The organism is Nitrosococcus oceani ATCC 19707, from assembly GCF_000012805.1.
Taxonomy (GTDB): domain Bacteria; phylum Pseudomonadota; class Gammaproteobacteria; order Nitrosococcales; family Nitrosococcaceae; genus Nitrosococcus; species Nitrosococcus oceani.
The window spans coordinates 2,151,978-2,170,683 of record NC_007484.1 but is presented as its reverse complement, the minus strand read 5'-3'; the positions used below and the strand labels follow the sequence as shown (position 1 = coordinate 2,170,683).

Sequence of the window (18,706 nt, the reverse complement as noted above, 5' to 3'; positions counted from 1 at the left end):
AAGTAAAGGGGGAGGCCCAAGGACTTGCTTCCTTGTTTCCTAGGGATATAATCCACTATATTCTCTCGAATACGCTTTATAGAGAGTGGTTATTAGCGTGACGGCGAGAGTTTCTTTATACTTAGAAGCGGTTTGCCGGATTAGCTCAGTTGGTAGAGCAGCGCATTCGTAATGCGAAGGTCGTAGGTTCGACTCCTATATCCGGCACCATACATTTCATTTGAAAACAATAAGTTATAGCAGAATCTCACGCCAAGAGCAGTCTACGCCTACTTGCCTTAAGTTAGGTCCAACCTCATATTAGGTCTATCGCAATAAAAAAATCGCTCATGCCTCCACCTTGGAGGATGTCAAGTGAACTATAGAGAAAGCTTTTCTCGGATCTGGCGTAGGTATGATTCGGGGCTATAATTTTTTCCGGTAAAAAGATTCGCGCAGGAAAAACCCTTCAGAGTAGATCGTTTTCAGAGTGAAGACCCAGCCTGGTATATCTTTTAAGACAAGAATATCGTCTGGGAGGCACAACGAAATCCAAGCTGAAAGATAAGGTGCTTAAGCAATTCAAGGCAGCGCGGCGTGAGCAGGCGCAATAGGGCGCCCAATTCCGTAAACAAAATTTTTGCACGTGGCCTCATTAAAGGGCGCTTCGTCCTGTTCGGCCCGATGCTAAGCTTCAATGAGGTCCTGGGCCACCTCTTTCACCGATGATACAGATAAAAGCCGCCTTCCGAGAATATTACCTTGCGGTCGATCATTAGCATGGCTTTCTGTGGTAGATCCTACTATAGGAGGTAAGCCCTAAATTGAAAATAGATCGAAACCGACCCGATTCCACTATAGCTTAGAAACTCTTTTCTCCTCGGTGGGAGCGATAGACTCTGGGTTTTTGCTCCGTACGAGAGCAATGGCAACAGGATTAATCTACAGGCGGCCAGGGCATGGGGGTCACTCTGACGGTAAAATCCTTTGTTCCTGCGGGCGCAGAATACTTTGAGAATCAGCTTTGGGCCATTGCCGACAAGCTGCGCGGCAATAGAGAATCCTCGGATTATTAAGTATATGGCTTTGGTGCTCACGTTTCCCAAGTACATTTCGGATTCCTTTGAGGATCAGTGGGCAGCTTAGCAATTAAAGATTAGCGATAAAGAACTATTTCTTATGGCACTTAATCTGGGGAAGTTAGAGTAGGCGGCATTTAAATAGAGTCGATGGTGTATTCCCAAAAGGTCAACAAAGAGAGAGCATCGTGATGGAAGGAGGCCCCATCATGCCCAAGCTCTTATCGAAGGATCTGAAGAAACGTTTTATCAATTTGGTGTCCGGAGGAATGTTACGTTTTTGACTTCGCGCCTGAGCGGGCCTTGCGGCAGATCGCTGACTACAGTTGCCGCCTCAATGTAGAGGAATCCAGTCCAGAGAAGAAGGTAGAGGAGTTTATCAGCTTTTTACCTGTACTTGCCTATGACGGCAGCGCCATGAAGCAGGTAGATACTGGGGGCATCCTCGATATGGCTATGAGCGGAACCACAGCTACTTTACAGATCTAACGCCCAAAGAGAAGAAGAAACTCACTGAAGAGGAAAAAGGATACAAGAGCCTATGTAAGCAGATTCAGGAAGAGTTGATCAAATTTGCTACGTGCATCCCCGTTTTTATGTACCTGACAGACTACCGGGAAAGAACGCTCAAGGATGTCATTACACAACTTGAGCCAGGTCTATTTAAGAAAGTGACGGGTCTAACACAACCAGATTTCCAATTGTTGGTCAGTCCCAGAATCTTCAACAGCGCCCTCATGAATGATGCCGTATACAAGCTCAAACGATATGAAGATGCGAGCCTAAGTTACACGGGCATCAACCCCCACGAAGGCGAGGATGTGGGTCTCTACGATACGGTCTTGTCTGAGAAGGAGGTGAAGATAGTTTATGAGAACATACCTGCGCATGCTGCGTAACGGACTTTATCTTGTAGGGCTGGCTGCAACCTGAGCACATCCTGCTGGGGGGGGAAACCTACTCACCGATTCAACCGTGCAGCCACGCGGATAGGTTTTATTCTCAATAAATGGGAGCAGCCTCCCGAAACCTGCATCCACGATTGACCGGATCAGCTTACGGTTCCTCACATAACTCTTACGTTTAAATCTTCCAGGGCAGTAGGTAGGGTCACAATATTTTCTGCAACGGCCTCAACTTTGCGTACTTTTTGGAAGAACCCCCCATTATTCTCAGCAGGCGCACTAAAAATCTACTATACATAATAAGCTAGTATGTACCATGACAAGTAACCAAATAGGGGTACATACTAACTATATGTATAGAATAAATTTTTCAAAAAGGAAAAACTATGAAATTAGCTACAATCATTAGCATCGTTTCGGTGCTTACTATCCTTCCAACCATGGTGTTAGCAGGCGATAAACCACCAAAAGATAGCAAGCCGCTCTCAGAGATTGTGAAAAGCCTTGAAGAACAAGGGTTCAAGCAAATCTCGGAAATAGAGTTTGATGACGACAAATGGGAAGTTGACGTTTACAAAGATAACCAAAAGCTTGAATTGGAAGTCGATCCTTCTTCTGGCAAGATCTTGTCAAATAAGGTTGACGATTAGCCTAGAAGTTCTGTTTAAAGCAAATGCCTCCATCAACTCTGTGCTTCGCTTTACCGTGAGTCGATGGAGGCACTGCTGCTAGAAGCTCGAGGGTTCGGTGGTGATCAAGAAGATCCCCTCATCTCACCTCTGAATAAAGATTGGCCTCAGTCCTATTGTCGCGGGTATTAGCGCGTGTGCCTTCCTCTCAGCATTACTAAGAGGAAGGCGTATTCTTCGTTAAAGAATTTTAAGGTATTCAAGCAGCGCCTTTTTCTCGTCCGCTGAAAGTTGGGTACCAAATTCATGGCCACAGCGACTATTTCCTGAGTTGCGATCACTGCAATCGGTAGTCTCTAAAGTATAGTCAAACTGGGTTTGCTCGACAGCAAGTCCGATATCAACCAGATCATAAGCTGGGCCTACTTTGAATGAACGAACCCGTTCGGCTGCTGGTTTTAGTAACTCAGCTAGTGTTGGCACCGATCCATTGTGGAGGTATGGAGCGGCTGCCCATATTCCTTGAAGTACCCGCGATTCGTAAGCATAGGTAGGCGTAGCGGTAGCCAACGTTGGCATTCTAAACGCGCCTTTGAGATCTTCGGTCTCCGGTGTGAACAGTGGGCGCTTACCCTCGGTCTTAGCATGTTCTTCTGACTTCATCAAAACTGGAACGTAATGCTGGAGGATAGAGCCGATGACGGATGTTCCCAGTACATTGAAGGCTGTGTCAACAGGTTTAAGCGGTTCGGCAAGGAAAGGAATTTTCGCGCCTTCAAGCACGCCGGTCTTAACAGTCCAGCCAAGGATTTCATATTCTTTGGAGTCCGTACCGACATCTTGAATCGGCGTGGCCCAGGTTTTTTGGTTCAAGAAGCGGGTTTCCCCAGGTTTGATCCCATGACAGCCAATACAACCGCCCTGTTCAGCCTTACGCTCAAAAACTTCCTTGCCCTTGCTAGCAAGAGCTTGATCTACTTCCCATGGCCATTTCGGCGGGCCAATTTTTCGCACCAGATTCTCCAATGCATTTAAGCCTTGGAAATTAGCTGAATTATTGGCTAGGTAATTAATCCCAAGCAGTCGCCACTTATCCTTTTTAGGATGAAAAACGCCGAAGACTCCGTAGACTTCTCCAAGATTACGCGCGAGCCCCAGAATATTGTTGCCATTGTCAGCGAAACCAGGCCACTGTGTCTTATCCTGGATTGCCGCGTTCCAAAGAAAAGGATATCGTACCGGTGCCGTGGCAGGCTTAATATTTTCTGGAATCATGTAAGTAGGAGGGGGGCCAATATCCAGGCCGGTAAGTCGGTTAAAAATCATGGATACGGCATCGAGACGCGCTGGTCCCCAGGGCGAGGGTGGCAACGCACCTTCCATCAGCGTGTGATAAGGCAAATACCAAGTTTGCACTGCCTCATGCAGCTTATTCTCTTCGCTTGTCGTTGGCGACGGGCCAAGTACCGCATGGGCGAAATTCTTAAAGGCTTGTTGATCGGTAAGGATAGTATTTACCGCAGTATCGAGATCGGCCAGGAAACTCTGGAAATCAGCAATAGCCGGGCCACCATCGATCCGATAAAAAGTCCCTGCTACCTCGATCTGCCGTGTGTGACATGCAGCACAGGTCATGCCGATATATTGGCCATCGCTACCGCTGGCGACGGTAAAGCCCACCGGCAGGCCGGGGGGGTTGCTGTCCTCGTTCGGCAGATAACCATACCGACTAAGACTCGCCGCCATGAAAGGTTCGCCATTTGGCTGTTTCAACGCAGCCATCCAGCGAAGCGGCATGATCCGCGAGCCTTGATCACGGCTATAAAAATCTTTTTGAGCAGAAGCTGTCCACTCAGCACCCTGATCTATAGCTACCGGCGCTGAAGTTGCTTCTGCCAGTAAAGGCAGCGGTGTTAATATAGTTAGCGCGAATGTTACGTTTTTCCAAAATATACATTTGATTTTCATTTTTATTTCCACATGAGTAACATAAATAAATCAATTTCAAGTGAAGACACTGTGTGTAGATGGTGCAAGGCGTGAGTTGAAGTGTCTTTTTTCAAGCTTAATCCTAGCAGGTGTGTCTCAAGAGATTATATTAACGGCAAGGAAAGCGCTTTTTGTAGGGAAAGTATCGTCGGCTGCTGAATAAGGGATATTTTTGACATCCTCCTCTCCCTGAAGGAAGGGGGTTCTCGGAGTAACCGGGATAAAAATGCTGCACTGAGTATAAAGTTGATCCACCGCTTTATTTACGTCGGCGATTTTTAGGCTCCAATCTTTCATTATACGATTGATATCCTTGGAAGCAATTATCTGCTTTTCGCGCTTTCCTCCCGCCCTAAATAGCGGGAAAGAAAACGCACCTCCTTCTAACGACATTCAAGAACAAGCACCACAAACAAGCTGCCAAATACACCGCCAGTGCGTTTAAGATGGAACGGCAAGAAACTTGCGCTTGCGAAGATAAAAGAGCCGCTTGCTATCAAATTTTTCAAGGACTATTCTGAAAGCTGCCAGAGTCACTACTGTGACGGCTACCAAGGGTAAAGCAGGGCGTTTTTTTCGTATCCATGTTTTGCGATGAATCAGTTTCTAATAAAGAAGTAATGCAAGAAGCTATCGGAATTGATTTAGGCTTAACTCATTTCGCTACTATTTTTAACGGGAAAAAGGATAGCGTACTCAAATATGTTCAGAAAAAATCAGTTAATTTTAGCCAAATTACAACGCCGTTTTGCAAAAAGAAAGGGTTAAGTAATCCTGCAAAAGCTTATTTAAAGATGGCAAGGCTACAGGCCAGAATCACTGATTCGCGAAAAGACTTTTTGCATGAGCTCTCAACACAGCTTATTAGTGAAAATCAAACTATAGTTATTGAAACACTTGCAATCAGCAATATGCAGAAAAATCGTTGTCTGTCTAAATCCATAGCGGATGCTGGATGGTATGAATTTGTGAGGCACATTTGGATACAAGTCGCTTTCGTATGGACGAGCGCTTGTTGGTATCGATAAAGGGTATACATCAAGTAAACGATGTAACGAAGCAAGAATCCCCTCCTTGAAGTTGTTAATGTGCAAGCGTTGGTTCTGACTGTCGTTGCGATTTACTTGCGAGCCAAAGCGGAAAGTTCTTTTCGAATTAAGCTGCGGGCAATAAAAAATCCCACGGCTACTCCGCAGGCACCAACAAAAAGTATTAAAATTATGAGGGTCGGCACCCACCCTGTGGCCGATGAGGGTTCTAGTGCTTGAATAATGGTTTTATGAAGGGGAATCCCCTTGATACTTACTTTGCCGTCTCTATCCACTACGAGGAGTTCCTCTGTATTGTCGTTGCTCACAATCCGCAGACCGCCCCTGCCTGCCCGAAGCGTCAGCCAGTTATCTGTCTCCAAACCGGGCCACCGACTGCCAGCGTAGATTTCGCCTCCTGTTCCTTCATTGAAAATCAAGCCTGTTCCAACGCCATCAGAGCGAAACAGTCCAGCACCTTGCGTGAATAACGTCTTCCGGTAGTCGATTCCCATCATTGCTTGGCTTTGATCCGAAACCATAAACCGCCCATACTTGGGTACCAGCGCGTTCTGGGCATAGATCACCGCTTCGAATTGGCCGTCTTGCTCGCCTTCCGGCCGGTTGAAACCATGGGCGATAATGGAAAGGGCATGGGAGTTGGGATTACCAAACCCGACTATTTGCACTCCATGCTTGGCCATATTGGGATATACCCCCGGCTTTCCTGCATTCAGGACATCAATCTCTAGTCCAGTCAGTTGGGCATCAAAATCTTCGCTGCATTCTTTCTCTGCTTGCGGTAATGCCGTTTTGATAACCTGATTATCACAGTTAGAACGGGCGGAGAAGAAAGAGCCCCACGCTGACGCGCCGGAAACAGCTGCTGTAGAGTCCCCCCAAATGGGTACGGCATTGGCTCCAGGGAGAACCGACACCAGCTCCACTAGCAGCGATTGATAGTGATTATGGGCATTGTCGTAATTTTCTGGACTTTGTTCAGTGATATCGAATAGCTCTGCTGATGAGCCGTCCCACAATTGCCAGGCTGTGCTCTCGGTAAGTATATCGCTGATGAAGTAACGTCCCCCAAGAGGGGTGTCGAGTTCAGTGTACTGAAAAGTCTTTCCAGTCACCCCACGGGGAGATCCGGGATGGATGAGCGAGAGTGGTTCATTATAGGTTTTATTAGCTTCGCTTTGATGAAGCCCATTAATGTTACCGTGTTCAGAAGCAGAAGATATTGATATGTGTAGAACCAAGGCAAGTGTCCCCATCAAAATAACGATAATGCGCCCTAATCGCTTCATAATTTTTCCCAGGTTGTGCATCATAACGAAAATTCAAATAGTTACTGAACTAAGAATAAATTAAAAAAACATGGGAGCAAAAGCCTTTTTTTCTTTCTAAATCTGCCGCCGATATTGTCTCCCTACACTATAAAGGGCATAGGTGATTTGTCCCAGAGTGCAGTGTTGTACGGCGTGCAGTAATTCCTCAAAGCTGTTGCCGCCTCGCGGACTACCTGCTGGAGCTGTGTTAGGGACGCCTCCGCTTCAGTGACGTGGTGGCATTTGAAAGTTAGACGGCTTCCACCTGGGCTTGTTTTTCTGCTTTGCTAGAGCGAGTAGGTTGGCCAGCCAAAAAAAAGGGTTTTTTCCGACTGGAGGGAGGGGAAAATATTGACTCCCACAATGGGTAAGCTGCCATCGTGTTTGCGGCTTTCATAGTAAAGAGGATTTTATTGCGTTCCCTGGTGGTGCAAGTATTTCTCCACTTGCTGGTCGATGGCGGTATGGAGGAGCCAGGCCAGCAGCATGAAGGCTGGACCATTAATGGCCATGGACGCCGAGACGTTGGGTTGGGGCGCAGGGTCCTCGCCATACAAGACGATGGGGTCAAAGGCGGTGGCGACCGTGGGCTCAACTTCGACCTATCGTAAGAGTTCAGCTACCGCCTGGAGCGAAGCGGAAGGCGGTCAGCTGCAACGAATAGTTAGACCAAGCTTACTCTGGCAACCAATCTTCATTAAGAATATTTTCTAATAAATATGGACATTCTTCAGGAAATGCTGAAACAGGAAGTACTGTTTGTTTGGATGCACTATGGCGTGCGTTTTTATAACTCCGATTAAGCTGTTCTAACGGATAATCTTTTAAACTAGGACTATCTTTAACCGTTAGTTCAATTTGGAGCCTGGCATCAGTGATAGAGTCAAGCCAGCTATCTGAGCGTCGTTGAGGTTGATATTGCCACTTGAGTAGATGAAGTAAGAGGCGAGTTAATTGACTTATAATACCTCTTCTTTCACTCTTACCCAAGTCTTCAATCTCCTCAACTAAATTCTCCAAATCAATATCTTGCCAGCGATGTTCACGCAAAAGCCTAGCTGTTTGTTGAACCCATAGATTAAAATCTGTTGCGTAAGATTTATTTACACTCATCTTCCTCTCTCATTGCCCATCGTCGCCGATCACCGGCCGCGACCGAAGGGAGCGGTCCGAGTACATTGGTCTTGTTAGGCAGTTCATAATTCAATTTTTCAAGCCCGTTTTGAAATATTATCGGCTTGAAATACCAAATAATCATCACTTATTTTAATTAGTTATTTTGTTACAAGCTTAAACAAAGGATCGCCAAATCCGTGTAGTATTTCTCCTAGTACGGCGATCAAACTCGTAAAGAATACTGTCCTTAGTTTTTCGGCGGTCAACTTACTTTGTGCTACCCGAAATCTAGCGTTACGTATGCGAGAAGCTGTAGATGTCACAAAACCAGAAAGACCCTTTTAAGATTTAGGAGTTGATGCCGATGATAATTTTTCTTCAGTTATACGACGTTCGAGTGTCGCCTCCATAATTGCGAGCGAAGCAGCTACGGCTGCCAATAGCGCACCTCCTCTATTTATCCAATGCGGATCCTGATGGGTAAAGGCTAAATAAATTGATCCCATGATGATAGAGAGAACGACAATAGGCAGAGCAAAGATAACTCGGATACAGTTGTATGACCTATAGATATGATTGATGGCTCTAAGAAATCCACTCATACTCATGCCAAAAGTTTCATTTGAAATAGGATATTTTTCCATGCTGTCAAAAAGAACAAGAGGTAGACGTCTCGTTCTTAGTAAGATACTCTAATACATCTTCCTTAGCATTTTGGAAAATTCTAGAGGCAATATATTCAGGCGTACCCCTCATACGTGCCATTGCGTCATCATCAAAGCACAACATTACATTGGAAAAATTATCTGCTCGAATTTGACCATTTTTAAGTTTGCATCTATATTTAGGTCCGACAACTAAGCTGCCGCCCTAACTACCAGTAGACCTCCTAAACGACGCCTTATAAAACGTTAAAAGTGAGATCTAATCCTGGCAGAATCAAGCTAAGTGCCTGTTTCTATTAGCTTCCATTCATTTTTGTCCGGGCAAATGCCCCTGTCAACATTTAATTTTTAGATTTCTTTGTGTCTTTCGTGCCTTCGTGGTGATCCTATGAATTATTCGGGCCGGTTACATCCGCCGCCGGTATTGCCCTCCCACGCCATAGAGGGCATGGGTAATTTGCCCCAGGGTGCAGTGTTGCACGGTGCGCATCAGCGCCTCAAAGCTGTTGCCGCCTCGGCGGACTACCTGCTGGAGTTGGGCCAGGGCCGCCTCTGCTTGGGCGGCTTGGCGGTGTTTGAAAAGTTCAACGGCTTCCACCTGGGCTTGTTTTTCTTCCTTGCTGGAGCGAGTAAGCTGGCCGGATAAAAGGGTTTTTTCCGGGCGGAGGGAGGGGAAAATATTGACTCCCACGATGGGCAGGTTGCCATCGTGTTTGCGGCTTTCATAGTAAAGACTTTCTTCCTGGATTTTATTGCGTTGATAATTGGTTTCCATGGCGCCTAGCACGCCGCCCCGCTCGGAGAGCCGATTGAGCTCCTGATAGACGGCTTCTTCCACCAGCCGAGTCAGTTCTTGGATGAGAAAAGAACCCTGGAGGACATTCTGGTTGTAATTCAGCCCCAGCTCCCGGTTGATGATGAGTTGAATGGCCAGAGCCCGGCGTACCGATTCCTCGGTAGGGGTGGTCACCGCCTCGTCATAGGCATTGGTATGCAAGCTGTTGCAGTTGTCGTAAATGGCGTACAAGGCCTCCAGGGTGGTGCGGATATCATTGAAATTAATCTCCTGGGCCTGGAGGCTGCGCCCCGAGGTTTGGATATGGTATTTCAGCATTTGGCTGCGGGGAGACGCGCCATAGCGCTCCCGCATGGCGCGGGCCCAGATACGCCGGGCCACCCGGCCAATCACCGCATATTCCGGATCGAGGGCGTTACTAAAGAAGAAGCTCATCTGGGGCGCAAAGTCGTCGATGGCCATGCCTCGGGAGAGGTAATATTCCACCAGGGTAAACCCGTTCGCCAGGGTAAAGGCCAGTTGGGTGATGGGGTTGGCGCCGGCCTCGGCAATATGGTAACCGCTGACGGAAACGCTGTAATAGTGGCGTATTTGGTGGGCGATAAAATATTCTTGAATATCCCCCATCAGACGGAGCCCAAACTCGGTGGTAAAGATACATTCGTTCTGGGCTTGCTCTTCCTTCAAAATATCGGCCTGCACGGTGCCCCGGATATGCCGGAGGACATCGGCGCGGATCTGTTCATAGTGCTCCCGGGGCAGTAATTGTTCGCCAGAAACACCGAGTAGCCCCAGGCCCAAGCCATCGTGCCCGGAGGGCAGATCGCCGCCATAGCGAGGACGGGGTTGGTCCCGGTAGAAGACCTTGATCCGCTGTTGGGCTGCTTTCCACTTCCCTTGGCGGCGCAAGCATTTCTCCACTTGCTGATCGATGGCGGTATGAAAGAACCAGGCCAGCAGCATGGGAGCCGGACCATTAATCGTCATGGACACTGAGACGTTGGGCTGGCACAGGTCAAAACCGGAGAAGAGCTTTTTGAAGTCATCCAGGCTCGCCACGGACACGCCGGACATGCCTATCCGGCCAAAGACATCGGGCTGGGGCGCGGGGTCCTCCCCATACAAGACGATGGGGTCAAAGGCGGTGGAGAGCCGGATGGAGGGCTGGCCCCTGACCAGATAGTGGAAGCGCCGATTGGTGCGCTCAGGGGTGCCTTCCCCGGCAAACATCCGGGCCAGTTCTTCCGTGGTTCGCCGGTAAGGGTAAAGGCCGGCGGTGAAGGGGTATTCCCCCGGCACATTTTCTTCCAGGAGAAAGCGGAGAATCTCGCCCCAATCTTGGCAGCGGGGCAGGGCCACCTTGGGAATTCGCAGGTGGCTAAGGCTTTTATAATAGTTTTCCCCCTGGATTTCCTGTCCTCGAACCGAATAGGTATAGTATTCGTTAGTCAGCCTGCGGCGGGTTTCTGGCCAGTGCCGTAAATGCTCCAGGGCCTCCTCGGTCAGTTGTTCCAGGGCTTCCTCGTAGTGCTGGCGTAGTTGGGACAGGCTGTCTTCCGGGTTTTCTGCCAGTATTTTCTGGGCATAATGGGCCAGGGGCGGAGGGAGATGGGGATCGGTCAAGGCTTGTAGGCTTTTATAATGACTTTGGGCCTGGGAGGCCGCCTTGACCTGCTTGTTAATGCCATTGCGGATATGGCGGCCCTGTTCACTAATTTCAGCCAGGTAGTGAATTCGCCGGAAAGAGATAATGCCTTTCTGGCCAGATGAGGGTACGCTTGGCGCTAGGGCAGCTTGCCATTTTTGCGCCTTTTCTGGATAACGCTCCGCCAGTTTTTGGCAGAGGGCGCTAAACAGCTTGGCAATCCCTGGATTGTTAAATTCGCTGGCCACGGTAGCATAGACGGGCACTTGCTCGTCGGGCAGAGAAAAGGCCAGGTGGTTGCGGCGCCACTGCTGGCGAATATCCCGTAGGGCATCCTGGCTACCGGATTTATCGAATTTATTCAGCACCACCAGATCGGCGCAATCCAGCATTTCTATTTTCTCCAACTGGGTTGGGGCACCATAGTCGCTGGTCATCACGTAAACCGATAGATCCACCAGCTCCACGATTTCCGAATCCGCCTGGCCGGCGCCGGCCGTTTCTATCAAAATAAGATCAAAGCCTACGGACTTTAGGAGGGAAACCAGCTTGGGCAGGGAGGAGGAGGTGACTCCATGGCGGCTGCGGGTGGCCAGGGAGCGCAGGTAAATACGGGGGTCGGCCAGGCTGTTCAGGCGAATGCGATCTCCCAGCAAGGCGCCCCCGGTGCGGTGCCGGGTGGGGTCCAAGGCTAGTACGGCAAGGTGCAGATCGGGAAAACTTTTTAGGAAATAATGCAGTAATTCATCCAGGAGACTGCTTTTACCGGCGCCACCGGTGCCGGTTAGGCCAATGACGGGGATATGCGCTTTTCCTGTGACAATAATAGGGCTTTGCCACTGGCCGGCTTCGACGAGGGAGAGGGCTTGGCCTATGGCCGCCGATTCTTGGAGCATAATTTTTTTCGGAAATGTCGGGGGCTGACGAGCCCGGCGGGTGCGGGCCATAATATCTTGAATGATTCCCTCTAATCCTTGGAGCGCTCCTTCTTGGGGCAGGTAGATTTTTTCTACCCCATAGATTTCCAATTCCCTGGCCTCTGCCGGGGTGATGGTGCCGCCACCCCCGCCAAAGACAAGCATGTCTTCCCGTCCCTGGGTTCGCAATTGATCCACCAGATAGCGGAAGAACTCCAAGTGCCCCCCTTGATAGGAACTGATGGCGATACCATCTGCATCTTCTTGCAAGGCGGCCCGGACAATCTCCTCAACGCCTCGGTTATGCCCCAGATGGACGATCTCCACCCCTTGGTCTTGGAGCATCCGCCGGATGATGTTGATGGCTGCATCGTGTCCATCAAACAAAGATGTGGCCGTGATAAAACGTAAGGGAAGCTGAGCTGTCCTGGAAAGGGTTTTAGTTTGGTGCCGAATGGGAATTGCCATGGCCACTTCTCCGTGAAAAAAAGGCCATTGCCAAACACTTTGGTCTATTCTTAGACATTAGAAAGTAAAGGGCGTTTAAAGTTCAGCGCCAGAGGGGTGGGAATAATAATTTTGGTCCGTTAAGAAAACACATATCCAATAATGTGCCGTTGAGGTGTTGCTGATGAAACGATCAACCGTATTGGATGATTGAAGGTGAACCTCTGTGAAATGAATAGGCTTTCCGCCGTAGTGGCCCTGGGCGCTATAAAGAAGTTTTCCAGCAGCCTCTAAAGTTGCAAATGTTTGAGGAAGGCTAAAATGTGTGAATCCAATAAAATTAACATCGTGGTCTTGGGAGATTTCAACCGGGATCTGTTATTGCTCCCAGGGTTATCCGAGGAAAAAGACACTAAGAGATCTTTTCGGTGGTATGGGGGAAGCATTTTGTTGGCGGATTTAAGCAAGCACGCGTTAAACCAAGAGAGGAAGACACAAATAAAGGCACAGATAAAAAAATATTATCCTATAAAGACGTGTCACCTCAAGAAAAAAATCCTTAAAGATTACTGGGAAAATTGGATAAAAGGCAAAGAAAGTTGCGATGAATATATTACGCTTCTTGAGCTTTTTCCAAAGGACGAAAAAAGCAAGGATAGCAGCGTATACCGCATTCGGAAAGTTATTGGCAGGCTTAATAAGGATGTGATACAGAATAAAGATCAAAAGAATATTCTAGGAGATCTCACCAGGAAATTGGTTAAAGAAAAAACAGGAAAGAGTAAACGACCGTCAGTTTAAGTAGACGGCTTTTTGCCAGGACTTACGCCATGTTAAACGACCTGCAAATCCAGCCTTTTCCAGAGGGTTTCCACCTGGCAATCCCTCAAGGCACCTTCGCCGGTTTACCCGTAGCCCTAGGCGGCAGGGCTCACAACAGCGGTGGCCTGTTACATATTGTGCCTGTCTACCTACTTGTCACGACAGGACGGTTTAAACAACCTGCACCCAGGTATTTAACTTTAATACAAAACGAAGGAGGGTTCACGCTTCCTCCCTGCCTGTTGCAAGCAGGTGCCAGCTAAGGCAGGCAGTCTCCGCGTGATGAGATATTTATGGAAGGACTGTAGATTTCTATAAAATATTTTATAGATTAACCGTTTAAAGAATAATCATAGAGCCTGGCGGTAAACCAGGGGATATGCTGTTATCAAAGGCTGCTGGAATAGATAGACCACAGGGAATATCGCCATGAACCCAGATGATATTGTCATTGTTGCGGCCAGAAGAACCCCGGTAGGTAGTTTTCTCGGTCAACTTTCTCCCTTATCGGCACCAGCATTAGGCTCGGCGGTATTACAGGCGGTTCTGGCCGACAGTGGCGCGGAGGCGGCGCGTATTAGCGAAGTAGTGATGGGGTGCGTGCTGCCAGCGGGCACTGGGCAGGCGCCGGCCCGGCAGGCGGCGCTTGGGGCGGGAGTTCCGGCAACGGTAGGTTGCACTACAATCAATAAGGTCTGCGGTTCGGGAATGAAAGCTATCATGCTGGGGCATGATCTCTGCCTGGCAGGCTCCGCTGAGATGGTACTGGCTGGTGGGATGGAGTCCATGAGCAATGCGCCTTATCTGCTGCCCAAAGCCCGCCAGGGGTTCCGCTTTGGGCACCAACAGGTGCTTGACCACATGCTTTTAGATGGACTGGAAAACGCCCGGGATGGCCAGCCCATGGGCTATTTTGCGGAACTTTGCGCGGATCGCTACGGCTTTAGCCGGGAACAGCAGGATGCCTTTGCCGCGGAATCGGTTCGCCGCGCCGTGGCTGCCCTGGATAACGGTGCCTTGGTGGCTGAAATCGTGCCGCTAAGCGTGCCTGGGCGGCGGGAAGCGCGGCGGGTCCATGAAGATGAACAACCCCGCCGGAGTGACATTGCCAAGATTCCCACCTTAAAGCCGGTTTTTCGCGAGGGGGGGACGGTCACCGCGGCCAATGCCTCCTCCCTTTCCGATGGGGCTGCCGCCGTGTTGCTACTGAAACGCTCGACTGCGGCTGCCCTGGGCCTGTCTCCCCTGGCGCGGATTGTGGCCCATGGGAGCCATGCCCAAGCACCGGAGGAGTTTACTACAGCCCCTATTGGGGCGATCAAAAAACTCCAGGATAAACTTGACTGGCCGGAGGCGGATCTCTATGAAATCAACGAGGCTTTCGCCGTGGTGGCCTTGGCCGCCATGAAGGAATTGGGTCTGGACCATGCCAAGGTGAATGTGAAGGGTGGCGCCTGTGCGGTGGGTCATCCCATTGGCGCTAGCGGTGCCCGGTTGGTGGTAACCTTGCTCCATGCCCTACGCCAGCGGGGCCTCCAGCGGGGGATCGCCGCCCTCTGTATCGGTGGGGGTGAAGCCACTGCCATGGCCCTAGAAATCGAGTGAAACACACACTGGGGGTATGCTGCGGAGGGAGTTGATTAATGGCGATTATCAAGACTAAGCTTGACCCTTCTTCGCCGGAGTTTGCTAAAAACGACAGCCATTTGCGGTCTTTGGTGAAGGATCTCCAGGCCCATTTGGAACGGGTGGTGGAAGGAGGCTCCGCCGCCGCCCGTGAAAAACACCTCAAGCGGGGTAAATTACTCCCCCGGGAGCGGGTTGCGGCGCTTCTGGATCGGGGTAGTCCCTTTTTGGAATTGTCCGCCTTGGCCGCCTATGGCATGTATGAAGTGGAACTCCCTGGCGCCGGCATCATTACTGGCATAGGTCAGATTCATGGTCGGGAGGTGATGGTCATTGCCAGCGACGCCACGGTCAAAGGGGGCACCTATTATCCCATGACGGTGAAAAAACATCTCCGGGCTCAGGAAATCGCGGCTGAGAACCATTTGCCTTGTCTCTATCTGGTGGATTCTGGCGGTGCTTATCTTCCCATGCAGGATCAGGTTTTTCCAGATCGGGACCATTTTGGCCGGATTTTTTATTACCAGGCCAGGATGTCAGCCCAAGGTATCCCCCAGATCGCCGTAGTAATGGGGTCTTGCACGGCTGGTGGCGCCTATGTGCCGGCTATGGCCGATGAGACCATTATCGTTAAAAATCAGGGCACCATTTTTTTGGGTGGCCCGCCCTTGGTCCGGGCTGCTACCGGTGAGCAGGTCGAAGCCGAGGAATTAGGAGGAGGAGAGGTTCACTGCCGGATTTCAGGTGTGGGGGATCATTTGGTGGCTAGCGATTCCGAAGCCATGGCTAGGGCGCGGGCTATCATTGCCCAGCTTCACCCTCATCAAACCCGTGCTTTCCAGCCGGAACCAGTGGCAGAACCCCGTTATCCGCCAGAAGAGATCTATGGTTTGATTCCCCGCGATTCCCGCTATCAATATCCTGTCCATGAGGTGATTGCCCGCCTGGTGGATGGTTCTGATTTCTATGAGTTCAAGGCCCTCTATGGTAAGACCCTGGTCTGCGGGTTTGCCCGAATTCAGGGTTATCCGGTGGGGATCGTGGCTAACAATGGGATTTTGTTCTCCCAGTCAGCTCTCAAGGGCGCCCATTTTATCCAGCTTTGCACGCAACGGGGTATTCCTCTAGTCTTTTTACAAAACATTACGGGCTTTATGATAGGCAAGCAATATGAGCACGGCGGTATTGCCAAGGATGGGGCCAAAATGGTGCATGCGGTGGCCTGTGCCAATGTCCCCAAATTTACGGTGATCATGGGCGGCTCTTTCGGTGCCGGCAACTATGCCATGTGTGGCCGGGCCTATAGTCCCCGTCTGCTCTGGCTGTGGCCTAATGCCCGGATCTCGGTCATGGGGGGGGAGACGGCGGCGGAGGTGCTGGGAATTCTGAAGGCCGAAGGTATTCAAGCCCGGGGAGAGTCCTTGAGCGAGGCCGAGGAAAAAGTTTTCAAAGAGGAAATCCGGCAACAATATGAGCGCCAGGGCCACCCTTATTTCGCTACCGCCCGGCTATGGGATGATGGCATCATCGATCCGGCGGAGACGCGAGGGGTGTTGGGGTTAGGACTCCAGGCCGCCGCCAACGCGCCCATAGAGGAAACCCGTTATGGGGTATTTCGCATGTAGAGAAGCATGATGGACTTAGAACCGATTCGAATAGAAACCGATGAACGGGGTGTTTGCACGCTTACGCTCAATACTCCCGCCCGCCATAATGCCCTGGACGGGCGAATGGTCACTCTTTTACACCGCCAGCTACAGGCGATTGCCAAGGATGAGACCATACGGGTAGTGATTTTCACCGGCCAGGGAGAAAGCTTTTCCAGTGGCGCCGACCTTCAGTGGATGCGCGCCATGGGTTTGGAAACGGAAGAGAACAATCGCCAGGATGCGCAGCAATTGGCCATGGTAATGCGGTTATTGAACCGTTTGCCCCAGCCTACCATTGCCAAGATCAATGGTCCTGCCTATGGGGGAGCGATTGGGGTGATAGCCTGTTGCGATATTGCCATCGCTGTGTCTTCCGCCAGTTTTGCCTTCAGCGAGGTTCGGCTTGGATTGGTGCCCGCTATTATTGCCCCCTATGTGGTCGCCGCCATTGGCCCCCGCCAAGCACGGCGGTTTTTTCTGAGTGGTGAGTTGATTCCCAGTGCTGTCGCTCTCCGGCTGGGACTGGTGCATCAGGTGGTGAATGCCGATGAGCTGGAAACCGCTGTGGCCTCCCAGGTGCGCCGACTTCTCAAGGCGGGGCCGCTAGCCATAGCCGAATGCAAACGATTATTGGCTCGGCTTGAACCGGGAGGGGAGAGTCTGCGGGAATATACCGGTGAGATGCTTGCCCGTCTGCGCGGCTCGCCAGAAGGGCAAGAAGGAATCGCTGCTTTTTTAGAAAAACGCCCGCCCCGCTGGCGGTATTGATTCATCGATGAGCGCATTATTTCCTGATCGGGTCAAACTCGTTGAAGTGGGGCCCCGCGACGGCCTGCAAAATGAACCCGGCAGAGTGGAAACGGCCACTAAAATCGAGTTTATTCAGCGGTTGGCTGAAACGGGGCTGCCGGTTATCGAGGCGACCAGCTTTGTCAGTCCCCGCTGGGTGCCCCAATTGGCGGATGCCGAAGCGGTGTATGCCGGCGTTCAACGCCAGCCCGGCGTGCGCTATCCGGTGCTGGTGCCCAATCAGGCCGGACTGGAGCGGGCGCTTGCCGCCGGGGTTGCGGATATTGCCGTATTCACCGGGGTAACGGAGACCTTTTGCCAAAAAAATATCCATTGTTCCGTGGCGGAATCACTGGATCGTTATCAGCCGGTGATTGCCAAGGCTCGGGAAAAACGGCTAGGGGTGCGGGCCTATCTATCTTGTGTTTTGGGTTGCCCCTACGAGGGTCCGGTGGCAGCTCGCCAGGTGGCCCGTTTGGCGCGCTGGTTTGCCGATCTGGGCGTGGATGAGATCAGCCTCGGCGATACCATTGGGATCGGCACTCCCTTGCAGGCCCAACAGCTACTGGCGGCGGTGGCGGAAGAGATTCCCCTGGCGCGGTTGGCGGTGCATTTCCATGATACCTACGGCCAGGCGCTGGCCAATATTTTTGCTTGCCTGGAACTTGGGGTCTCCGTTATTGACAGCGCTGTGGCTGGTTTGGGTGGGTGTCCTTATGCCAAGGGAGCCACTGGCAATGTAGCGACGGAAGATGTCGTGTATATGTTGGAGGGAATGGGTATTGAAACCGGCGTGGATCTTAAAAAACTGATCGAGGTGGGTAATTATATTTGCCAAACCCTGACCCGGGAGAACCAAAGCCGGGTAGGCCGGGCGCGGATAAGCCGCTTGAAGCAGATAACTTGAAACCGCTCAGACCGGGGTAAACCCAACGTTTCTATTCATCTTGTAACAGCAGTCCATTGATTATTCTGAATAAAATATGCGTGATGATTTATGGTGCAGTTTCCGGCTCATGCCCATGTAACTCGACATGCAAACCGGCTACCGTCGCCATGTTGGCCAAGGAGGCCAGACTAAACAATTCGATTTTGCCCCGCATGAGATCGGAGACACACGGTTGCGTGACACCGAATAATTTTGGTGGAATGCAAAAACAACCCAAGCGATGCGAATGAGGAGGCGCCACATTCTGCGGCATCCGTTGGGCGCGCCTGTTAAAGCGGGTGTTCGATACCGGCATTGAACACGGCCCGAATTGTAGCGGGGAATTGGAAATCATCGCGCTATCCT

Annotated in this window: 17 protein-coding genes, 1 tRNA gene and 1 pseudogene; 12 read left to right on the top strand and 7 right to left on the bottom strand. The window is 50.6% G+C overall.

Annotation, left to right across the window (positions count from 1 at the left end; genetic code table 11):
• The first annotated feature begins 134 nt into the window (after window positions 1-134).
• The 4 genes from NOC_RS10230 to NOC_RS10215 all read left to right on the top strand — a co-directional run bounded on the left by NOC_RS10230 (window position 135) and on the right by NOC_RS10215 (window position 2,613).
• Window positions 135-210: transfer RNA gene (locus tag NOC_RS10230), tRNA-Thr, on the top strand.
• Between the two features lie 1,151 nt (window positions 211-1,361).
• Window positions 1,362-1,547, top strand: a complete 186-nt coding sequence (locus NOC_RS17935; RefSeq protein WP_002808532.1) for a hypothetical protein — start codon at window positions 1,362-1,364, stop codon at window positions 1,545-1,547.
• A 74-nt stretch (window positions 1,548-1,621) separates the two neighbouring features.
• Window positions 1,622-1,957 carry a hypothetical protein gene (locus tag NOC_RS17930; protein WP_197538955.1) on the top strand — a complete coding sequence of 112 codons (336 nt, stop codon included), beginning with the start codon at window positions 1,622-1,624 and terminating at the stop codon, window positions 1,955-1,957.
• Window positions 1,958-2,349: 392 nt separating this feature from the next.
• A complete protein-coding gene (locus NOC_RS10215; protein WP_002808996.1) occupies window positions 2,350-2,613 on the top strand; it encodes a PepSY domain-containing protein in 264 nt (87 codons plus the stop codon).
• Between the two features lie 219 nt (window positions 2,614-2,832).
• On the opposite strand, the gene NOC_RS10210 is transcribed toward NOC_RS10215, so the two are convergent.
• Together NOC_RS10210 and NOC_RS10205 are read right to left on the bottom strand one after the other, a co-directional pair.
• Window positions 2,833-4,560 carry a di-heme-cytochrome C peroxidase gene (locus tag NOC_RS10210; RefSeq protein ID WP_011330791.1) on the bottom strand — a complete coding sequence of 576 codons (1,728 nt, stop codon included), beginning with the start codon at window positions 4,558-4,560 and terminating at the stop codon, window positions 2,833-2,835.
• A gap of 117 nt (window positions 4,561-4,677) precedes the next feature.
• Entirely contained in the window at window positions 4,678-4,878 is a 201-nt protein-coding gene (locus NOC_RS10205) for a hypothetical protein (RefSeq protein ID WP_231561773.1), read from the bottom strand.
• Between the two features lie 287 nt (window positions 4,879-5,165).
• Here NOC_RS10205 and NOC_RS10200 point away from each other — a divergent pair, with 287 nt between their 5' ends.
• Window positions 5,166-5,609 (top strand): RNA-guided endonuclease InsQ/TnpB family protein, encoded by a 444-nt coding sequence (locus NOC_RS10200; protein ID WP_002810393.1) that lies wholly within the window; start codon window positions 5,166-5,168, stop codon window positions 5,607-5,609.
• Between the two features lie 92 nt (window positions 5,610-5,701).
• Here the strand turns inward: NOC_RS10200 and NOC_RS10195 are convergent, their stop codons facing one another.
• A complete protein-coding gene (locus tag NOC_RS10195) occupies window positions 5,702-6,919 on the bottom strand; it encodes a hypothetical protein (protein WP_011330790.1) in 1,218 nt (405 codons plus the stop codon).
• A gap of 434 nt (window positions 6,920-7,353) precedes the next feature.
• On the opposite strand from NOC_RS10195, the gene NOC_RS10190 reads away from it, so the two are divergent.
• Complete coding sequence (locus tag NOC_RS10190) at window positions 7,354-7,551, top strand: hypothetical protein (RefSeq protein ID WP_147094447.1); 198 nt, start codon at window positions 7,354-7,356, stop codon at window positions 7,549-7,551.
• Window positions 7,552-7,615: 64 nt separating this feature from the next.
• Here the strand turns inward: NOC_RS10190 and NOC_RS10185 are convergent, their stop codons facing one another.
• The 3 genes from NOC_RS10185 to NOC_RS10180 form a co-directional block, all read right to left on the bottom strand.
• Window positions 7,616-8,053, bottom strand: a complete 438-nt coding sequence (locus tag NOC_RS10185) for a DUF29 domain-containing protein (protein WP_002808637.1) — start codon at window positions 8,051-8,053, stop codon at window positions 7,616-7,618.
• 344 nt (window positions 8,054-8,397) lie between these two features.
• Window positions 8,398-8,700 (bottom strand): hypothetical protein, encoded by a 303-nt coding sequence (locus tag NOC_RS17470; protein WP_147094446.1) that lies wholly within the window; start codon window positions 8,698-8,700, stop codon window positions 8,398-8,400.
• Window positions 8,701-9,127: 427 nt separating this feature from the next.
• A complete protein-coding gene (locus NOC_RS10180; RefSeq protein WP_011330789.1) occupies window positions 9,128-12,547 on the bottom strand; it encodes a methylmalonyl-CoA mutase family protein in 3,420 nt (1,139 codons plus the stop codon).
• Window positions 12,548-12,847: 300 nt separating this feature from the next.
• Between NOC_RS10180 and NOC_RS10175 the strand changes: the two genes are divergently transcribed.
• From NOC_RS10175 to NOC_RS10155, 6 genes are all read left to right on the top strand, one after another.
• Entirely contained in the window at window positions 12,848-13,327 is a 480-nt protein-coding gene (locus NOC_RS10175; protein ID WP_002810396.1) for a hypothetical protein, read from the top strand.
• A gap of 29 nt (window positions 13,328-13,356) precedes the next feature.
• On the top strand, window positions 13,357-13,611 hold the full coding sequence (locus tag NOC_RS17465; RefSeq protein ID WP_147094445.1) for a hypothetical protein: 255 nt from the start codon (window positions 13,357-13,359) through the stop codon (window positions 13,609-13,611).
• A 166-nt stretch (window positions 13,612-13,777) separates the two neighbouring features.
• A complete protein-coding gene (locus NOC_RS10170) occupies window positions 13,778-14,953 on the top strand; it encodes a thiolase family protein (RefSeq protein WP_002811017.1) in 1,176 nt (391 codons plus the stop codon).
• Window positions 14,954-14,991: 38 nt separating this feature from the next.
• Window positions 14,992-16,599 (top strand): carboxyl transferase domain-containing protein, encoded by a 1,608-nt coding sequence (locus NOC_RS10165; RefSeq protein WP_002810094.1) that lies wholly within the window; start codon window positions 14,992-14,994, stop codon window positions 16,597-16,599.
• A 6-nt stretch (window positions 16,600-16,605) separates the two neighbouring features.
• Window positions 16,606-17,391 carry an enoyl-CoA hydratase-related protein gene (locus NOC_RS10160; protein WP_002809230.1) on the top strand — a complete coding sequence of 262 codons (786 nt, stop codon included), beginning with the start codon at window positions 16,606-16,608 and terminating at the stop codon, window positions 17,389-17,391.
• Window positions 17,392-17,398: 7 nt separating this feature from the next.
• On the top strand, window positions 17,399-18,319 hold the full coding sequence (locus NOC_RS10155; RefSeq protein ID WP_002809231.1) for a hydroxymethylglutaryl-CoA lyase: 921 nt from the start codon (window positions 17,399-17,401) through the stop codon (window positions 18,317-18,319).
• A gap of 88 nt (window positions 18,320-18,407) precedes the next feature.
• Here NOC_RS10155 and NOC_RS16910 read toward each other — a convergent pair.
• Window positions 18,408-18,554 (bottom strand): annotated as a pseudogene (locus tag NOC_RS16910) (XRE family transcriptional regulator); the annotation flags it as partial.
• Between the last annotated feature and the right edge of the window lie 152 nt (window positions 18,555-18,706).

What these genes read in the sequence shown, in the direction of transcription:
- NOC_RS10215 (WP_002808996.1), top strand. Translation starts at nt 2,350, where the DNA reads ATGAAATTAGCTACAATCATTAGCATCGTTTCGGTGCTTACTATCCTT.
- NOC_RS10210 (WP_011330791.1), bottom strand. Translation starts at nt 4,560, where the DNA reads ATGAAAATCAAATGTATATTTTGGAAAAACGTAACATTCGCGCTAACT.
- NOC_RS10205 (WP_231561773.1), bottom strand. Translation starts at nt 4,878, where the DNA reads ATGAAAGATTGGAGCCTAAAAATCGCCGACGTAAATAAAGCGGTGGAT.
- NOC_RS10200 (WP_002810393.1), top strand. Translation starts at nt 5,166, where the DNA reads ATGTTTTGCGATGAATCAGTTTCTAATAAAGAAGTAATGCAAGAAGCT.
- NOC_RS10195 (WP_011330790.1), bottom strand. Translation starts at nt 6,919, where the DNA reads ATGAAGCGATTAGGGCGCATTATCGTTATTTTGATGGGGACACTTGCC.
- NOC_RS10185 (WP_002808637.1), bottom strand. Translation starts at nt 8,053, where the DNA reads ATGAGTGTAAATAAATCTTACGCAACAGATTTTAATCTATGGGTTCAA.
- NOC_RS17470 (WP_147094446.1), bottom strand. Translation starts at nt 8,700, where the DNA reads ATGGAAAAATATCCTATTTCAAATGAAACTTTTGGCATGAGTATGAGT.
- NOC_RS10180 (WP_011330789.1), bottom strand. Translation starts at nt 12,547, where the DNA reads ATGGCAATTCCCATTCGGCACCAAACTAAAACCCTTTCCAGGACAGCT.
- NOC_RS10175 (WP_002810396.1), top strand. Translation starts at nt 12,848, where the DNA reads ATGTGTGAATCCAATAAAATTAACATCGTGGTCTTGGGAGATTTCAAC.
- NOC_RS17465 (WP_147094445.1), top strand. Translation starts at nt 13,357, where the DNA reads ATGTTAAACGACCTGCAAATCCAGCCTTTTCCAGAGGGTTTCCACCTG.
- NOC_RS10170 (WP_002811017.1), top strand. Translation starts at nt 13,778, where the DNA reads ATGAACCCAGATGATATTGTCATTGTTGCGGCCAGAAGAACCCCGGTA.
- NOC_RS10165 (WP_002810094.1), top strand. Translation starts at nt 14,992, where the DNA reads ATGGCGATTATCAAGACTAAGCTTGACCCTTCTTCGCCGGAGTTTGCT.
- NOC_RS10160 (WP_002809230.1), top strand. Translation starts at nt 16,606, where the DNA reads ATGATGGACTTAGAACCGATTCGAATAGAAACCGATGAACGGGGTGTT.
- NOC_RS10155 (WP_002809231.1), top strand. Translation starts at nt 17,399, where the DNA reads ATGAGCGCATTATTTCCTGATCGGGTCAAACTCGTTGAAGTGGGGCCC.